General features: G+C 48.9%; 14 protein-coding genes. All 14 read left to right on the forward strand.

The window, feature by feature from the left end; translation table 11 throughout:
• The first annotated feature begins 44 nt into the window (after nt 1-44).
• The 14 genes from CZ502_RS07570 (at nt 45) to ruvX (ending at nt 18600) form a co-directional block, all read left to right on the forward strand.
• Nucleotides 45-1292 (forward strand): competence/damage-inducible protein A, encoded by a 1248-nt coding sequence (locus tag CZ502_RS07570; protein ID WP_076461196.1) that lies wholly within the window; start codon nt 45-47, stop codon nt 1290-1292.
• Nucleotides 1293-1381: 89 nt separating this feature from the next.
• Entirely contained in the window at nt 1382-2461 is a 1080-nt protein-coding gene (gene recA / locus CZ502_RS07575; protein ID WP_076461199.1) for a recombinase RecA, read from the forward strand.
• Nucleotides 2462-2681: 220 nt separating this feature from the next.
• Entirely contained in the window at nt 2682-4235 is a 1554-nt protein-coding gene (rny, locus tag CZ502_RS07580; RefSeq protein WP_076461201.1) for a ribonuclease Y, read from the forward strand.
• A 161-nt stretch (nt 4236-4396) separates the two neighbouring features.
• Nucleotides 4397-7042, forward strand: coding sequence for a DNA mismatch repair protein MutS (gene mutS, locus CZ502_RS07585; RefSeq protein WP_076461203.1), 2646 nt, complete (start codon nt 4397-4399; stop codon nt 7040-7042).
• A gap of 11 nt (nt 7043-7053) precedes the next feature.
• Nucleotides 7054-9063, forward strand: coding sequence for a DNA mismatch repair endonuclease MutL (mutL, locus tag CZ502_RS07590; RefSeq protein WP_076461205.1), 2010 nt, complete (start codon nt 7054-7056; stop codon nt 9061-9063).
• Between the two features lie 18 nt (nt 9064-9081).
• Nucleotides 9082-9681 carry a Holliday junction branch migration protein RuvA gene (gene ruvA, locus CZ502_RS07595; RefSeq protein ID WP_076461207.1) on the forward strand — a complete coding sequence of 200 codons (600 nt, stop codon included), beginning with the start codon at nt 9082-9084 and terminating at the stop codon, nt 9679-9681.
• A gap of 14 nt (nt 9682-9695) precedes the next feature.
• Complete coding sequence (gene ruvB, locus CZ502_RS07600) at nt 9696-10712, forward strand: Holliday junction branch migration DNA helicase RuvB (RefSeq protein ID WP_076461209.1); 1017 nt, start codon at nt 9696-9698, stop codon at nt 10710-10712.
• Nucleotides 10713-10724: 12 nt separating this feature from the next.
• Nucleotides 10725-11813 (forward strand): tRNA-ribosyltransferase family protein, encoded by a 1089-nt coding sequence (locus CZ502_RS07605; protein WP_076461211.1) that lies wholly within the window; start codon nt 10725-10727, stop codon nt 11811-11813.
• A gap of 68 nt (nt 11814-11881) precedes the next feature.
• Nucleotides 11882-12355, forward strand: coding sequence for a preprotein translocase subunit YajC (gene yajC / locus CZ502_RS07610; protein ID WP_076461213.1), 474 nt, complete (start codon nt 11882-11884; stop codon nt 12353-12355).
• A gap of 134 nt (nt 12356-12489) precedes the next feature.
• Nucleotides 12490-13449, forward strand: a complete 960-nt coding sequence (locus tag CZ502_RS07615; protein WP_076461215.1) for a DHH family phosphoesterase — start codon at nt 12490-12492, stop codon at nt 13447-13449.
• A gap of 13 nt (nt 13450-13462) precedes the next feature.
• Nucleotides 13463-14836: a DEAD/DEAH box helicase gene (locus tag CZ502_RS07620; protein WP_076461217.1), complete on the forward strand. Its 1374-nt coding sequence runs from the start codon at nt 13463-13465 to the stop codon at nt 14834-14836.
• Between the two features lie 257 nt (nt 14837-15093).
• Nucleotides 15094-17748 (forward strand): alanine--tRNA ligase, encoded by a 2655-nt coding sequence (gene alaS / locus CZ502_RS07625; RefSeq protein ID WP_076461219.1) that lies wholly within the window; start codon nt 15094-15096, stop codon nt 17746-17748.
• A gap of 145 nt (nt 17749-17893) precedes the next feature.
• Complete coding sequence (locus tag CZ502_RS07630) at nt 17894-18160, forward strand: IreB family regulatory phosphoprotein (RefSeq protein ID WP_003666685.1); 267 nt, start codon at nt 17894-17896, stop codon at nt 18158-18160.
• Nucleotides 18157-18600 (forward strand): Holliday junction resolvase RuvX, encoded by a 444-nt coding sequence (ruvX, locus tag CZ502_RS07635; RefSeq protein WP_076461221.1) that lies wholly within the window; start codon nt 18157-18159, stop codon nt 18598-18600. Before CZ502_RS07630 ends, ruvX begins: the two co-directional genes overlap by 4 nt.
• The last annotated feature ends 6 nt before the right edge of the window (nt 18601-18606 follow it).

The raw sequence follows: 18606 nt of genomic DNA on the forward strand, positions 1-18606 counted from the left end.
AAATTCATTATAATTTACGTATATATATTATAGGGGTGTAGATAATGGATGCAGAGATTATATCAGTAGGAACCGAGATTGTCCTCGGTCAGATTGTTAATGCGAACGCTGCTTACCTGGCAGATAAGTTGACCCGCCTAGATCTGCCGGCGACCTATCAGACAACGGTTGACGATGACCCGCAACGGTTGGTTAAGGTGATTAAGGGCGCGATGAAGCGGGCCAAGCTAATTTTTGTCTGTGGCGGCTTAGGACCGACGGCTGATGACGTGACGATGCCAACGGTGGCCAAAGCACTCGGGGTCCACCTTCATACTGACCAAGCTCACTGGAAATGGGTTAAGGATACTTTCAAGCAACGCCAAATTAAGATGGAGCCGGAAAATATTCGGCAGGCCCAGTACCCAGCTGGCGGTGAACCACTAGCCAACCCAGTCGGTTTAGCACTTGGCTGCTGGTTTGAGGCTGCTGGACGAGTAATTGTTGTCCTTCCGGGCCCACCGGCCGAATTTAAGGCAATGGTTGACCATAGCCTGCTTCCCAAGCTAGTAACGCATTTTGCGACCGGTAAGCAGATCGTTAGCCGGACCCTGAACTTCTTGGGACGCCCGGAAGCCCAACTGATGGAAGAAATTGCGGCTGCAACGAAGGACGACCCGCAAGTAGTGATTACCTCATACGTTCAACCAACGGCAATTCAGGTCCGGTTGACGGTGCGTGATTTACCGACAGCAGAAGCCAACCAGTTGATTGACCGGGCGCAGGCTGAGATTTTAGCGATCGAAGGCCCGTATTTCTTTGGAACCGGCGACGACCTAACCCTGGCGGCAGTAGTTGTTCAACTGTTAAAGGACCGCAGTTGGCACGTCAGTGGGGCAGAAAGCCTGACTGGTGGAATGTTTCAGAGTACAATTTGCTCCGTTCCGGGAGCGTCGAACGTCTTTAATGGGGGCTTTGTTACCTACGCGGCTAGTGCGAAGGAAAAACTACTCGGGATTCCGGCGGCGCTGATTGAGCAAAACGGGGTCGTTAGTTCGGCAACTGCGGCAGCGATGGCCGAGGGAAGTTCTCGCCAGATGAATGCTGAAGTCGGCATTGGCTTTACCGGAGTTGCGGGGCCTGATGACCTTGAAGGCCAACCAGCGGGAACAGTATGGATTGGTGTTGCGGTCAAGGGCCAAGCAACGGTTACCAAGCAGCTGCACCTGGCACCGTATATTGGCCGGCAAGCGATTCGGACATTAAGCGTTCAATATGGTCTCCAGATGATCTACGAAGCCCTCAAAAAATAAACGAACCATTGTTCGCATTTTTCTTGTTTTTTTAGTTAAAACTGTTATCATTAATTATCGGACATTCCGTTAAAAAGGAGGAATTTGATTTGGCTGATCAACGAAAGGCAGCACTGGATGTTGCAATCAGAAAGATCGAAAAGAACTTTGGTAAGGGTTCTATCATGCGCATGGGTGACGCAGCCGATATGAAGGTTGCCACCGTTTCCAGTGGCTCTTTGGCAATTGACAAGGCGCTCGGTGTTGGGGGTTATCCCCGTGGCCGGATCGTTGAAATCTACGGTCCAGAAAGTTCAGGGAAGACGACGGTTGCACTGCATGCTGTTGCAGAAGTACAACGGCAGGGCGGTACCGCGGCATATATTGATGCAGAAAACGCCCTTGATCCCCAGTATGCTGAAGCATTAGGGGTCGATGTTGATAACCTCCTCCTCTCCCAACCAGATACCGGGGAGGAAGGGCTTGAGATTGCCGACGCTTTGATTTCCAGTGGCGCCGTTGACCTGGTGGTTGTTGACTCAGTCGCCGCCCTTGTTCCTCGTGCCGAAATTGAAGGGGAAATGGGTGACGCCCACGTCGGCTTGCAAGCCCGCTTAATGTCACAGGCACTCCGGAAACTGTCAGGTGAGATTAACAAGACAAAGACGATCGCAATCTTTATTAACCAGATTCGTGAAAAGGTGGGGGTAATGTTTGGTAACCCTGAGACCACGACTGGTGGCCGGGCCTTGAAGTTTTATTCCACTATCCGGATGGAGATCCGGCGGGCCGAACAGATTAAAAATGGAACTGACGTAATCGGTAACCGGGCAAAGGTAAAGATCGTTAAGAACAAGGTTGCGCCGCCATTCAAGCGGTGTGAAGTTGACATCATGTACGGTGAAGGGATCTCCAAGACTGGTGAATTACTGGACATGGCGGTTGAAAAGGACCTTGTCAACAAGAGTGGAGCCTGGTACTCATACGGTAGCGACCGGATTGGTCAGGGTCGGGAAAATGCGAAGAAGTGGCTTGCCGAGCACCCAGATAGCATGAATGAGCTGATGGATAAGGTGCGGGTTGCTTACGGCATGGACCCCCTCAATGAGAAGGCGGAAGCTACTCCTGATAAGGCCGCTGATAGTGAAGAACCCAAACAAGAAACAATCGAAGAGGCAAGTAAAAAGTAGTTTTACCGTTGCCGAGTGAGACTGAGGGTCGTCCTTAGTCTCACTTTTTTAGTTTAAATGGCAACCGATTGCTTAGAATAAATTAATTGCGAAATTCAATAGTTGACACCTTCGGTAGGCAAGCTTAAAATTTAACTTGTGTGGTGTAAAGAAAATACATTACATGGTTAAATTAATTTATTTAGACCAACAACATAATAGTTGAAGCGGAGGTGAAATAATGAAGCTATTAATTTTCGCCGCGCTTGCTATGGTTGTCGGAATTATTGTCGGCTATGTGATTCGTAAGACTTCATACGAAAAACAGATCGCAGAAGCACATAATGATGCGCAAGGTATTATTGCTAAAGCAAAACAAGATGCAGCAACGGCGAAAAAAGAGGCAGTATTGGAAGCCAAGGAGGAGAGCCACCAGTACCGTGAACGAGTAGAAGACGAGTTAAAGCAACGTCGCAGTGAAGTTCAACGGCAAGAAGACCGGTTATTACAACGGGAGACCTCCTTAGACCACAAAGATAATGCCCTTGAAAAACGGGAAAATGCAGTTGGTGCACGTGAACGTAAGTTAGATCAAGAAAAAGAAAAGCTTCATCAATCTCAAGAAAAGGCAAACTCCTTAATTGACGAACGGCAACAAGAAGTTGAAAAGGTTGCCCAGATGTCACAAGAAGATGCAAAGCAGTTATTACTTTCTGAAGTAAAAGAACAGTTAAAGACTGAACGAGCAGTAATGATTCGTGACAGTGAACAAGAAGCGGAGTTGACGGCGGAACGAAATGCCAAGAAGCTAATCGTTGAGGCAATTCAACGGAGCGCGGCTGATGTTGTCTCGGAGACTACAGTATCAGTCGTCAACTTGCCAAATGATGATATGAAGGGCCGGATCATCGGTCGTGAAGGACGGAATATCCGGACACTTGAGACGCTTACTGGAATTGATTTGATTATTGATGATACGCCGGAAGCAGTCGTCCTCAGTGGTTTTGACCCTGTTCGCCGTGAAATTGCGAAGATCGCCCTTGAAAAGTTAATCCAAGATGGGCGGATTCATCCTGCACGGATTGAAGAAGCGGTTGACAAGGCACGAAAGCAGATGGATACGCAGTTGCGTGAGACGGGTGAACAAGCACTATTTGACTTAGGCATTCATTCGATGCACCCTGACCTTATTAAGACAGTCGGGCGGATGAAGTACCGGACCAGTTATGGACAAAATGTGTTGGATCACTCGGTTGAAGTTGCTAAGCTTGCTGGCATCATGGCAGCAGAGCTTGGTGAAGATGTCACACTTGCCAAACGAGCAGGACTACTCCACGATATTGGAAAGGCCATTGACCATGAAGTCGATGGTTCCCACGTTGAACTTGGTGTTGAGCTAACCCGCAAGTATAAGGAAAACAAGGTCGTTATCAATACGATTGCCTCACACCACGGGGATGTCGCACCGACCTCAGTTATTGCGGTCCTGGTTCAAGCAGCTGATGCAATTTCAGGTGCCCGGCCTGGTGCGCGAAGTGAGTCCCTCGAACAATATATTCAACGATTGAAGAAGCTCGAAGGCATAGCAAACAGTTATAATGGTGTCGACCATAGTTACGCAATTCAAGCTGGTCGTGAACTACGGGTAATTGTTAAACCAAAGAAGGTTTCCGATTTGCAGGCATCGACCTTGTCTCATGACATTAAGAACAAGATTGAAAAGCAATTGGAATACCCTGGTCACATTAAAGTGACGGTTATTCGTGAAGTACGGGCAGTTGATTATGCAAAGTAATAAATTGTAGCGAGAAGAAGACTGGGATTACGTCAGTCTTTTTCTTTTTTAAAATATTTGCTTAGCTAGTGAGGCTTTATCTTGCGCTTCCTTTCCGCAAAAAATATAATTGTATTATGTGCGACTAATGAACGAAGAAATGACTAATGAGGTGAAAGTTAGTGCCAAAGAAAACAACACCAATGATGGAACAATACCAAAAAGTTAAGGACCAATATCCCGATGCCTTTTTGTTCTACCGACTTGGTGACTTCTATGAACTATTTAACGATGATGCTGTGAAAGGGGCCCAGCTACTTGAGCTAACGTTAACGACCCGTAACCATAGCGCTAAAAACCCAATTCCAATGTGCGGGGTCCCCCACCGGGCAGTGAATAGTTACATCGACATCTTAATTGATAAGGGCTACAAGGTAGCGGTTTGTGAACAAATGGAAGATCCGAAGACCGCTAAGGGGATGGTCAAGCGGGCGGTTACCCGGTTGGTAACTCCCGGGACGCAGATGGACCTCAACGGTGAGCAAGCCCGTGATAATAACTACCTAGCGGCGGTCAGCAGACAAGCGGATAGCTTTAGCATCGCTTATACGGACTTATCAACTGGGGAGTTGAAAACCACAACGGTGAAGAGCGCTAATGAGACGATCAACGAGCTGGTTAACCTCCAGAGCAAGGAAGTGATTGTCGACGGCGAGTTACCAGCAGAACTGACCACCCAGTTTGACCACCGCAACATCTTGCAGTCCCACCAGCCAACGATCTTGAAAAATGCGGAGATCAGTTACCTAACGCAGGACCTCAACGATGATTCGCAAAAGCGGGTTGTCGGCTTGCTAGTATCCTACTTGTTGACGACCCAGAAGCGGTCACTGGACCACCTGCAAAAGGCAATTGCCTACCAGCCGAGCTCCTTTATGAAGATTGATCATTACTCAAAGGCCAACTTAGAATTGATGACCAATATGCGGAGTGGTAAGCGCCAGGGGACCTTAGCCTGGCTATTAGATGAGACTAAGACCGCGATGGGCAACCGGCTACTAAAGCGGTGGCTTGACCGGCCACTGATTGATCCCCAAGCGATTGCTGAGCGGCAGGATAAGGTTCAAGAACTGCTTGACCACTACTTTGAGCGGAGCAACCTCCAGCAAGAATTAATTAAGGTTTATGACTTGGAACGGCTTGCGGGGCGGGTTGCTTACGGGAGTGTCAACGGGCGGGATTTAATCCAGCTTAAGACTTCCTTGCAGCAAGTGCCGAAGATCAAGTACGTTTTAGAAACCCTTGACTCACCAGTCTTTGAAAAATTACAAAACGACTTGGACCCGTTAAGTGATATTGCCGGATTGATTGAGCAGGCAGTTGTTGAGGAACCGCCGATTGCAGTTACCGATGGAGGGGTCATCAAGGATGGTTATAATGACCAGCTAGACCAGTACCGGGATGCAATGAATAACGGTAAACAGTGGATTGCTGACCTCCAAGAGCGCGAACGCAAGTTAACGGGGATTAATAATCTCAAGATTGGCTATAACCACGTCTTTGGTTACTATATTGAGGTAACTAAGGGGAACCTCGATAAGTTGCCACAGGGGCGCTACGAAAGAAAGCAGACCCTGGTGAATGCAGAACGGTTTTCAACGCCAGAGCTAAAGGAAAAAGAGGCCTTGATCATGGGGGCTCAGGAGAAGTCCACCGCTCTCGAATACGACCTCTTTGTGAAGATTAGGGAGCAGGTAAAGGGGCAGATCAAGCGACTGCAAAAATTAGCCCAGAATCTGGCGGAACTGGATGTTTTGCAAAGCTTTGCGGTTGTCAGTGAAGACTACCACTTTGTCCGGCCAGCAATGAATACGGGACACGTCTTGAAGATTAAGGACGGCCGACACCCGGTTGTTGAAAAGTTTATGGGCCACCAAGAATATGTCCCGAACGATGTATTGATGGGGGATGACACGGACATCCTCTTGATCACCGGTCCCAACATGTCGGGGAAGAGTACCTATATGCGGCAGTTAGCGTTGATTGCGGTGATGGCCCAGATTGGGTGCTTTGTACCGGCTAAATCCGCAGAATTGCCAATCTTTGACCAGGTCTTTACCCGGATTGGGGCTGCCGATGATTTGATTTCTGGTGAGAGTACATTCATGGTCGAGATGATGGAGGCCAATAATGCCTTGATGCACGCGACTGACCGGAGTTTAATCCTCTTTGATGAAATTGGTCGGGGAACGGCAACCTACGATGGGATGGCCCTTGCCCAGGCAATCATTGAGTACGTCCACCAGCATGTCCGGGCAAAAACCCTCTTTTCCACGCACTACCATGAGTTGACCAGCCTAGAAGAAAGTCTCCAACGGCTTAAAAACGTCCATGTCGGGGCAACGGAGAAGGATGGCGAACTGGTCTTCTTGCATAAGGTAACTGCCGGGCCAGCGGATAAGTCCTACGGGATTCACGTGGCAAAACTCGCCGGAATGCCCGCTTCGTTACTTAACCGGGCGGACCAAATTCTGACTAAGCTTGAAAAGAAGGACGTCAAGTTGCCAGCGGCTGGTCCAACAAGCTACCCAAGCTCTTCAGCTGCGGTGACGCTCAATGAACCGCAGCCAGCAGCAAAAAGTGCCGCACCGGCGCCGGTCTTGGAAGAAGACAACGGGCAGCTAGAACTGTTTAAGACGGCCCCAGTAAAAAAGGAGTCGACCGTGGACCGGCGGATCCTGCACCAGTTGAAAGAATTAAACCTGATGGGGATGACCCCGATGGAAGTAATGAATCAAATCTACAAGTGGCAGCAAAAACTAAAGTAAGGTGAGAACTAATGGGAAAAATTCATGAATTGGATAATGTGCTCGCTGACCAGATTGCGGCGGGGGAAGTGATTGAACGACCAGCGTCGATCGTAAAGGAGCTAGTAGAAAATTCACTTGATGCCCATAGTCACCGGATTGATATTATTGTTGAAAATTCTGGCCTTGATAGTATCCGGGTAATTGATGATGGAGACGGGATAGCGAGTGACGATGTCGCCATTGCTTTTCGCCGACACGCAACTAGTAAGATTGCCTCCCGTCATGACCTCTTTAAGGTTCAGACGATGGGGTTTCGGGGGGAGGCCCTGCCGAGTATCGCCTCCGTTGCCGATGTCGTCTTAACCACTGCCCAGGTGGACCAACCAGCAGGGACAATGATTCATTTACGGGGAGGCAAGGTGGTCGCAACCCAGCCCGCTGGTGCCCGTCAAGGGACAGATATTAAGGTTACCGACCTCTTCTTTAATACCCCTGCACGGTTGAAATACCTTAAATCGCCCCAGACAGAGTTAGCCCGCATCACGGATATTATCAACCGTCTTGCCCTGGCGAATCCGGCGGTCGCCTTTAGTTTTAGCCATAATGGGCGGGAACTGTTTCGTTCCGCTGGTAACGATAACCTCCAGCAAGTGATTGCGGCCATCTACGGGGTGAAAACCGGCCGGAAGATGCTAGCTGTCAGTGGGGAAGACGATGATTTTCGGGTCAATGGTTTCGTATCATTACCAGAGCTGACCCGTTCTTCCCGCCAGTACATTACGATCACGATCAACCACCGCTACATCCGTAACTTTGAGCTAACGAAGGCGATTATTCAGGGCTACCAGTCAAAGTTGATGGTCGGCCGTTACCCGATTGCGGTAATCAATATTGACCTGGACCCGGTATTAGTGGATGTGAACGTCCACCCGGCGAAGCGGGAAGTCCGGTTAAGCAAGGAAAACCAGCTGACCACGTTGATTGCGAAGACGATTTTTGACCGGATTGCAGTTGAAAATTTAATTCCAGATGTCGATGCTGACCAGTTCATGCCGGCTGATGAGGACGTCGCAGCCCTTAACCAGCAATTAAAGGAAGCGGCACCGACCTACCAAGTTAACCCGCAATCAACGCCAAGCCCAACGCCGCAGGCAGCAGCACCTAGTTCGTCATTTGCCGACACGCCTGCCGCTGCTGAGGCTGATGATAGCGAGTTACCAGCACCGGTCGTTATCCACCATGCAGCAGAGTTAACTGCGCCGCTAATGCAGCAGTTTGACCGACGCTACCAAAATGAGGGCCAGGTAACACCGTTTGAAGCACCCCTAACCGCGCCTCACCAGGCCGCAAAGACAGGGAAGGTTGAAAACATTGAATTAGACGTGCATGACAAGGCGGACCCTGACCAGCAACGCTTTCCCCAACTCCAGTATATCGGCCAGCTCCAGGGGACCTTCCTCCTAGCCCAGGCAGGGGATGGCTTATACATTGTTGACCAGCATGCGGCCCAGGAACGGATCAATTACGAGTACTACCGGCAAAAGATTGGGGAGGTCAGCGCTGACCAGCAAAACTTCCTGGTGCCGCTGGTGTTAAACTATTCGACAGTTGATGCGCTGACAATTAACCAACACCAGGATGTCTTAGCAGCGGTGGGGTTAAACCTGGAGTCATTTGGGCAAAACAGCTTTATCCTTCGCTCGCACCCGACCTGGTTTAAGGAAGGGCAAGAAGAGGATACTGCCCGGGAAATGATTGACTGGATTATTAAAAACGGTAAGCTAACGGTAAAGGACTTTCGTGCAAAGACAGCAATTATGATGAGTTGCAAACGGGCGATTAAGGCAAACCACCACCTTGACGAACGGGAAGCCAAGGCATTATTAAGAAAGCTACCGCAGTGTGAAAACCCGTTTAACTGCCCGCACGGTCGGCCGGTAACTGTCCACTTTAATGACCAGGATCTCGAAAAGATGTTCAAACGAATTCAAGACTCACACGTTCCGTACGCTGATGATTTTGATGATCATGATTTTTAGTTTAGAGGAGGAAGCAGCTTGTACGAATATTTAACTGGATTAATTGCCGTTGTTGCTCCCCAGTACATTGTTGTTGATGTCAATGGGGTCGGCTACAAATTATTAGTCGCTAATCCTTACCGTTACCAGGTCGATGACCACAAAAAGGTGAAGGTGTATGTCTACCAGGCTGTCCGGGATGATGATATTTCCCTGTTTGGCTTTGTTGATGTCCAGGAAAAGAACCTGTTTATGCAGCTGATTAATGTTTCAGGGATCGGCCCCAAGAGTGCCTTAGCAATCCTTGCTAACCCGGACCACCAGGGCTTAGTTGATGCAATCACCAATGATAATATCAGCTACCTAACAAAGTTCCCCGGAATTGGGAAAAAGACGGCTTCCCAGATTGTGCTGGACCTTAAGGACAAATTGGCGAAGGAAGCTAATGGCGACCTCTTTAACCCTAGTCCGCTTAGCGCTAGCCTTACAACAAACCAGGCCCTAAAGGATGCCTTAGAAGCGTTAGCCGCCCTTGGTTATAAGGAACGCGACATTAAGAAGGTAGAAAAGAGCCTTGCTAAAGAAGATGAAATGGCGACAGATGAGTACCTGCGTCACGCCTTACGGTTGTTAAATTAGGAGGTGGATAAATAGTGGAAAAGGACCATGGTGTTTTATCAGACCAGCCAACTGGGGCTGAAGAGGACCAATTAGAGGTCACCCTTCGTCCGCAAAAGCTGCGTGAATATATTGGTCAACCCAAAATTAAACATGAGCTCCAGGTATACATCAAGGCTGCCCAGGCACGGGAAGAAGCACTAGACCACGTCCTCTTGTATGGCCCTCCCGGCTTAGGGAAAACGACGTTGGCAATGGTGATTGCTAACGAGATGGGTGTCAATATTAAGACGACTAGTGGTCCCGCAATTGAAAAGCCGGGAGACCTGGTAGCGTTATTAAACGAACTAAAGCCTGGCGATGTGTTATTTATTGATGAAATCCACCGCCTGCCCAAAGTTGTTGAAGAAATGCTCTACTCAGCAATGGAAGACTATTATATTGATATTGTGATCGGTGAGGGACCAACTGCCCACCCCGTTCACTTCCCGCTACCACCATTTACGCTGATTGGGGCAACCACCCGGGCAGGGATGCTGTCGGCACCATTGCGCGACCGTTTTGGGATCGTTGAGCACATGAACTACTATACAACAGAAGAGTTGACCAAAATTATCTTCCGTTCGGCGACGATCTTTAATACCAATATTGAAGACGAAGGGGCACATGAACTGGCTCTCCGCTCGCGGGGAACGCCACGGATTGCCAACCGGCTGTTAAAACGGGTTCGGGACTTTGCCCAGGTTGCTGGCCAGCACAGTATTGATTCGCCGATTGTTAAGAAAGCCTTGACCCTCTTGCAGGTTGACGATCGCGGCCTGGATGAGACTGACCGGAAGATGTTGTTGACAATGATTAACTTCTATCACGGTGGACCAGTTGGCTTAAAGACAATCGCTGCCAATATTGGGGAAGAAACAAATACGATTGAAGAAATGTATGAACCCTACTTGATCCAAATTGGGTTCATCAGTCGGACGCCGCGGGGACGGATGGTGACTCCCGCAGCCTATGAGCACCTGGGATTTACCTATCCCACCGATAAAAACTGATTGGGGAAAAGAATGAAAGAACTAAACTTTACAATTGAACAGACCGCTGCCGCCGCCCGTACAGGGCATGTCCATGTTAATGGCCAGGAGCTATCGACACCACAACTTGTCCATACTGGCGGTGAGCTCGGGAAGCTGACTGCCTGGCAGTTAAAGCGGGTTAACGTTGCCGCAATTAAGGTCAATGGCTTACCGTGGTGGCTGAAAGCTGACCACCAAGTGAACAGCCTTCCTGACCTCCACGACTTTTACCACTGGAATGGCTTGTTGTTGGTCGACCAGCAGACAAGGGTGGCATACCAGGCAGCAAAGCCACGCGGCCGGAAAAAGGATGGCGTTCGCTTTCACGATCCGGTCACGGGCCAATTAAAGTTTTATCAGCCGGCTGATGGGTTAGCTCTCCAGCAAGCACTCGGGGCTGATATCTACCAATCATTTGACCGGAGCGTTGACTACTATGCCCCCGTCGACGACCTTGCGGCAGGAGTCGAACAGACGGCTGCCTGGCTTCCTGCTACTAGCACCGTGGCCGGGCAAACCCTAGGAAAAATAACCGGTGGGGGGCTAAAAGACCTCCGCCAAAAGAGTGTGTCGGCTGTCCAGCAGGCCGGGATGGCAGGATACAGCCTTGCTGGGATACCGGCTGATTTGCCGGATAAGGAATTTAACCGGATCTTGAATGAGCTGGTTGACCTATTACCAGCAGCACACCTCCGCTACTTACCAACTTCTTCATCCTTGACCCAGCTGCTCATTGCAGTTTTGGCGGGAGTCGACCTGATTGATAGTGACCTAGCGGCAAAAAAGGCGGGCATGGGCGTTGCGCTAGTTGGTCCCCACCTTACAAGCCTCCACCTGGACCGGCAACACTTTGCAACGGACTTCACCGCCCTTGATGAAAAATGCCAGTGCCCAGTTTGCCAGGGGGGCTATCGGCGGGCAACAATCCACCAACTCGTTACTAGTAATGCAATTCTTGGTGAACAGTTGCTGCTGCAGCATAACTTGTTTGTCTTAGACCGGTTAATGGGTGAAATCCGTCAGGCGATTGAAGACCAACAATTGGAAAGTTTTATTCAAGAATTGCGGCAGAATCCTTAGCGGATATGGCTTTTTAAGGTGAAGTTTGTTAAAGTAAAAATGATTAACTTTGAAGGGATGATAGAACAGTGAATGTTTTAAGTAATTTTGTGCTGGGGGCACCTGCTTCCAACGGGGCAAGTAGTTATTCAGGAATCATCTTGATTATCTTGATGGTGGCATTGATGTACTTCTTCATGATCCGTCCACAACAAAAGCAACGGAAGCAACACCAAGAGATGATGAACGAGTTACACCCTGGTGATGAAGTCGTTACGATTGGCCGGATGCACGGAAAGATTGATTCAATCAATCAGAGTGACCGGACTGTTACCCTCGATTGTGAAGGAATTTACCTTACCTTTGATATGGTCGCAATCGCCCGGGTTGTAAAGCGGGCTGGTACTGAAGAAGAAACCACCAGTAAAGCTGCTGATTCAGCAAGTACGGCTGCCGATGAAACTTCAGCAGCAACGAGCGCCGAAGCAGTCGCAAGCAGTGCTGCTAGTGAAGAAGCGCCTGCAAGTAGTGCCGCGGATAGTGACAGCGCAGAAAAGAAATAATTACTAACAAAGTGAAGACGGGAATGAAAAATGCCGGTCTTCACTTTTTATTTTGGCGAATCCTTGGTGCTCAATCCAGTTTGTTGATATACTAAAGGGTAGCGTAAAATTTAATTGAATGAGGAGCGAGGATAATGGCAGATCCATTAGCAGCAATTTTTGAACAAATTAAAAAGTATAACAAGATTATTATTCACCGCCACCAGCGGCCTGATCCAGATGCAATTGGTTCACAAATTGGGTTAGCGGAGATTCTTCGTGCCTCATTTCCTTATAAGCAGATCTATACTGTCGGAAAGCATATTCCCGGCTTTGACTGGATTGGAGAGATGGACGAGATTGATGGGCAGACCTTCGATGACGCCTTAGTAATCGTCACTGATACCGCCAATGCTCCCCGGATCGATGACCGCCGCTTTGATAACGGGGATAAATTGATTAAAATTGACCACCACCCGAACGACGAGCCATTCGGTGACCTGATGTGGGTTGAGCCAGATGCTTCCAGCTGTTCAGAGATGATTTATGACTTTTACCAACACTTTGCAAAAGAATTGACATTACCACAGAAGGCTGCCCATGCCCTTTATGCCGGAATTATCGGTGATACCGGGCGGTTCCTTTATCCAGCAACGACGCCGCGGACGATGCTCGTTGCGGGGGCATTGATGGCCGCTGGGGCGAATGCGGCGGAAATCAGCCAGCACGAAAATGAGATTAGCTTACCGGTCGCGCGCCTTTCTGCGTATGTCTATGAGCACTTGACGATTTTGGATCACGGGGCAGCATACGTTATTCTGACCAACGATGTTTTGGCTAAGTTTGGCTTGACTGAGGCCGGGACTTCGGCCATCGTGTCCTTGCCAGGACGGATTCACGACGTTTGCGCCTGGGCAATCTTTGTTGAACAAGAAGATGAGCATTACCGGATCCGCCTGCGGTCAAAGGGCCCGGCCATTAACGAATTAGCTAAGCACCATGATGGTGGTGGACACGCACTTGCTAGTGGGGCAAAGGCAAAGGATGAAGAAGAAATCAAGCAGGTGATTGCAGAGCTTGACCAGTTGACGAGTGAATACCACAACCAGAAATGAAAGGAAAATACTTATGAGTAACATGACCTTTGCTGATTTTCAGTTAAAACCATACCTGTTAACAGCAATCAAAAAAATTAACTTCCAAAAACCGACGCCGGTGCAGGAAAAAGTAATTCCCGTTGTAATGGCGGGACAAAGTGTTGTCGGCCAATCGGCAACTGGTAGTGGGAAAACCCATGCCTTCCTTCTTCCGCTCTTTTCAAAGATTGACCCGGCAAAGCAAGAGGTGCAGGCGGTAATTACAACGCCCAGCCGGGAGTTAGCCTACCAGATTTACAGTGCGGCTAAGCAGTTGAACAAGTTTGCCGATGTGCCATTAACGATTCACAACTATGTTGGCGGCACTGATAAGCAGCACCAGCTTGACCAACTTGAACGGCGGCAGCCACAGCTAGTCATCGGGACCCCGGGGCGGGTGCTTGACCTGGTGAAGAGTCAGGCCCTTGATATCCATACGGCGACAATGTTTGTTGTTGACGAAGCAGACATGACCCTTGACATGGGGTTCTTGCACGAGGTTGACCAGATTGCGAGTCACTTCCCAGAAGACCTGCAGATGATGGTCTTCTCGGCGACGATTCCACAAAAGTTGCGGCCGTTTCTGAAGAAGTATATGGAAAATCCGGTAGTCGAAGAAATTCCGACGACGGCGGTTATTAATCCGGATGTTGATAATTGGTTAATGTCAACGAAGGGGCAGGACCGCAACCAGCTGGTCTACCAGTTGTTAACGATGGGGGAGCCCTACTTGGCCCTCGTCTTTGCAAACACGAAGGAACGGGTCGTTGAACTAACCCACTACCTTGAAGAACAAGGACTTAAGGTTGCCATGATCCACGGGGGACTGGAAGCCCGCCGGCGGAAGCGGACAATGCGGCAAATCCGGGACCTTGATTTTCAATACGTTGTCGCTACCGACCTCGCTGCCCGGGGAATTGACATCGATGGGGTCTCATTGGTGATTAATGATGACCTTCCGACGGACCTGGAATACTTTGTTCACCGGGTTGGCCGGACCGGCCGTAACGGGATGAAGGGCACCGCGATTACCCTGTATGAACCCGCAGAAGATGACTTAATTGCGAAGTTAGAAGAGCGGGGGATTAAATTTGTGCCGAAGCAGTTAAAAAATGGGCGGGTAGTAACCACCCACGACCGCAACCGGCGGAAGCACTATAAGCGGCGGCAAGAAGAGCTTGACCCGTCGATGAAGGGTTATGTCAAGAAGACTAAGAAGAAGGTCAAACCGGGTTATAAGAAGCGGATCAAGCGGGCGATTAAAGAAGATGAGCAGCAAAAACGGCGGCTTGAGCTTCGCCATAAGATCCGCAAGGCCAAGCGCGCCCGGCAAAAGCAGCACCGGCGGGAAAGAAATGCCCGTTGATTTTAAAGTAATTGTCGGCTATAATATGACTCGTTTGGGATATGCTAGTGCCAAGCAGAATTCAAGGGACAGCCGGGTTAGTGCGACGGCTGATTCTGCGGCACTAGTGCTCCCCATTCGGACAATTTGATAGTTAAGCTTGGGAAACCAAGAATTAAAGAGGTAAACGAAATCCATCGTTGCAAACAGAGTGGTACCGCGTCGTCCGGCGTCTCTGATCGCAAGGGTGGATTTTTGTTTTTAGAAAGGGCGATTTGATGAAAGAATTAAAAAAGCTGAACAGTGCGCAAGTTCGGCGGATGTACCTCAAGTTCTTTGAGGAACACGGCCACAAAATTATGCCAAGTGCTTCACTGGTGCCAGTAAATGACCCGACCTTACTCTGGATCAATTCCGGGGTAGCAACGATGAAGAAGTACTTTGATGGGAAAGTTGTTCCAGAAAATCCGCGGATGACTTCTTCCCAAAAGAGTATTCGGACCAATGATATTGAAAATGTCGGTAAGACGGCGCGCCACCACACCATGTTTGAAATGCTTGGGAACTTCTCTGTTGGGGATTACTTTAAAAATGAAGTTATTCCATGGGCATGGGAACTTTTGACTAGTGATGACTGGTTTGGCTTTGACCCCGAACGCTTGTACATCACCTACTACCCGAAGGACCACGATGCTTACAATAAGTGGCGCGAAGTCGGTGTTGCCGAGGACCACTTGATTGCGGATGAAGATAACTTCTGGGACATTGGTCAGGGTCCTTCCGGTCCAGACACTGAAATCTTCTATGACCGGGGACAGGAATTTAACAACCTGGCTGATGATGACCCAGAAAACTATCCTGGTGGTGAAAACGAACGTTACTTAGAAATTTGGAACATCGTTTTCAGTCAGTTCAACCACACGCCAGAAGATACTTACGAACCACTTCCGCATAAGAACATTGATACGGGGATGGGGTTGGAACGGGTTGTTTCGATTTTTGAAAACGCCCCAACAAACTTTGAAACCGACCTCTTTATGCCGCTGATTAAGCAGACTGAAGAATTTAGTGGAACGAAGAAGTATGGTGAAAGCAAGGAAGATGACATTCAATTTAAGATCATCGCTGACCATATTCGGACAATTACCTTTGCCATTGGTGATGGCGCCTTACCATCAAATGTTGGGCGGGGCTATGTCATCCGGCGGTTGCTCCGGCGGGCAGTTGTTGCCGGTAAGAAGTTAGGAATTGATGAACCATTCTTGGCCAAGATGGTGCCGACTGTCGGCAAGATTATGGAAGATTACTACCCGGATGTATTAAAGAATGCTGATTACATTGCCTCCGTGATCAAGTCAGAAGAAGACCGCTTTAGTGCAACCCTGAATGGGGGACTTAACCTTCTTAATGACGTGATCGCCGACGCCAAGAAGAGCGGGACCAACGAAATTGATGGGAAGACTGCCTTCAAGCTCTATGACACTTACGGCTTCCCAATCGAACTGACCAAGGAATATGCCAGTGATGAAGGGCTGACGGTTGATGAGGCTGGCTTCCAGGCAGCCATGACTGAGCAGCAGAACCGGGCACGGAATGCGCGTGACATGGATAACGGGATGGGTGTCCAAACTGACTTGTGGACGGACTTCAAGGACGAAAGCAAGTATGTCGGATACACGGACCTAACCGTCAATGATGCCAAGGTAATTGGGTTAGCTCACGATGGTCAGCAAGCTGATAAGGCAGAACCGAGTGATGAAAACATCGAAGTGATCTTTGATGTGACTCCATTCTATGCGGAAATGGGGGGCCAAGTCGCTGATACTGGTGACATCATTGATAATTACGGTAAGCAAGTCGGCCGGGTTGTTGATGTTCAACATGCGCCCAACCAGCAAAACCTGCACCGGGTTGAACTGACAGCACCGCTTAAGAAGGGGGCCCGCTACAAACTGGTCGTTGACCGGATTCGCCACCTCAAGATCGAAAAGAACCACACTGCTACGCACTTGCTTGACCAAGCCTTGCGGAACGTGCTCGGTGGTCACACCCAACAAGCCGGATCATTAGTCGAGGAGCACTACCTGCGTTTTGACTTTAACCACTTTGGTCAAGTAACGGCAAAGGACCTTAAGGCGGTTGAACAGATGGTTAACGAACAAATCTGGAAGGAAATCCCCGTTAAGACCGTTGAAACAGACATTGATTCCGCTAAGGAAATGGGGGCAATTGCCCTCTTCTCCGATAAGTACGGTGATAAGGTCCGGGTTGTTAAGATTGGGGACTACAACACCGAATTTTGTGGTGGGGACCATGTTAAGAACACTAACGAACTAGGCCTCTTTAAGATTGTTTCTGAAGGGGGAGTCGGCGCAGGTGTTCGCCGGATTGAAGCTGTTACTGCAAGTGATGCCTTTAAGTTCTTGCAAGACCGTGATGACTTACTGACCCAGGTCGCAGGAGACCTGAAGGTTGCCCAGATTAAGGAAGTACCTCACCAGGTTAAGACATTACAAAGCGAGCTAAAGGCGGCCCAAAAGGAAAGCGAAGCATTGCAGGCAAAGATTGCCGCTCAACAGGCTAATAATGTCTTTGAAGATGTTAAGGAAACTAAGCAGGGAAGCCTAATTGCTGCTGAAGTTAAGGTTGCCGGAATGGGCCAATTACGGCAATTAGCTGATACTTGGCGGGCCAAGGCACTCTCTGATGTCCTTGTCCTTGCAACCGCTAATGACGGCAAGGCTAACCTATTAGTTGCAGTGAGTGATGATAAGGTTAAGGATGGCATCAAGGCTGGTGACTTGATTAAGGCCATTGCGCCCGCAATCAATGGGGGCGGTGGTGGCCGGCCGAACCTTGCCCAAGCTGGTGGAAAGAACCCGGCTGGAATCCAAGATGCTCTAAAGCAAGCGGTAGAATACTTGGAAAAATAAGCAATTAAAGATCGGGATTACCCCGGTCTTTTTTACTGGCCGAAATTAGATTACTATTTACTTACAAAAGGCGCCTGTAAATTGAGCTTTCTTGTGGAATATAGTAAAATAGAAAGTCGAATAGAATATCTGGAGGTGACGAGTGATGGCTACAAATGATAAAACGATGTTCTTTGATTTTGGTCAAGAACGTCAAGAAGACATTAAACAAACGCTTAAGACGGTATATGAATCATTAGAAGAAAAGGGGTACAACCCGATTAACCAGATTGTGGGGTATCTTTTGTCAGGTGATCCGGCATACATTCCGCGTTTAAACGATGCGCGTAACTTAATTCGTCAGCATGAACGTGACGAAATCATTGAAGAACTCGTGCGGTCATACCTGAAGAATAATGGTGAGACTAAATGAGGTTAATGGGATTAGATGTCGGGTCTAAGACGGTTGGAATTTCGGTTAGTGACCCCCTCGGTTGGACGGCCCAGGCGGTTGAGATTATTCCAATCGACGAGGAAAATGAAGTCTTTGGCATTGACCGGGTAGCAGAGTTAGTCCAAAAAGAGCAGGTTGCTGGGTTTGTCATCGGCCTGCCAAAGAACATGAATAACACAGAAGGCCCCCGGGTCGAAGCATCACAGCATTACGGTGAGCTGTTGCAAGCACGTTTTCCAGATATTCCAATTGATTTTCAAGATGAACGGCTAACAACAGTGGAAGCACACCGGATGCTCGTTGAAGAGGCTGATATTTCACGGGCCAAGCAAAAAAAGGTAATTGATGAAGTCGCGGCGACGTTTATCTTGCAGAGTTACTTAGACCGTCATGGCCGCCTTGTCGCAAAATTAAAATGAGGAATT

The sequence above is a fragment of the Limosilactobacillus caccae genome (assembly GCF_900156885.1).
GTDB lineage: Bacteria > Bacillota > Bacilli > Lactobacillales > Lactobacillaceae > Limosilactobacillus > Limosilactobacillus caccae.

Bases quoted from the DNA above. Each gene is read 5' to 3' on its own strand.
- CZ502_RS07570 (WP_076461196.1), top strand. From the start codon at position 45: ATGGATGCAGAGATTATATCAGTAGGAACCGAGATTGTCCTCGGTCAG.
- rny (WP_076461201.1), top strand. From the start codon at position 2,682: ATGAAGCTATTAATTTTCGCCGCGCTTGCTATGGTTGTCGGAATTATT.
- mutL (WP_076461205.1), top strand. From the start codon at position 7,054: ATGGGAAAAATTCATGAATTGGATAATGTGCTCGCTGACCAGATTGCG.
- CZ502_RS07605 (WP_076461211.1), top strand. From the start codon at position 10,725: ATGAAAGAACTAAACTTTACAATTGAACAGACCGCTGCCGCCGCCCGT.
- CZ502_RS07615 (WP_076461215.1), top strand. From the start codon at position 12,490: ATGGCAGATCCATTAGCAGCAATTTTTGAACAAATTAAAAAGTATAAC.
- CZ502_RS07620 (WP_076461217.1), top strand. From the start codon at position 13,463: ATGAGTAACATGACCTTTGCTGATTTTCAGTTAAAACCATACCTGTTA.
- alaS (WP_076461219.1), top strand. From the start codon at position 15,094: ATGAAAGAATTAAAAAAGCTGAACAGTGCGCAAGTTCGGCGGATGTAC.
- CZ502_RS07630 (WP_003666685.1), top strand. From the start codon at position 17,894: ATGGCTACAAATGATAAAACGATGTTCTTTGATTTTGGTCAAGAACGT.
- ruvX (WP_076461221.1), top strand. From the start codon at position 18,157: ATGAGGTTAATGGGATTAGATGTCGGGTCTAAGACGGTTGGAATTTCG.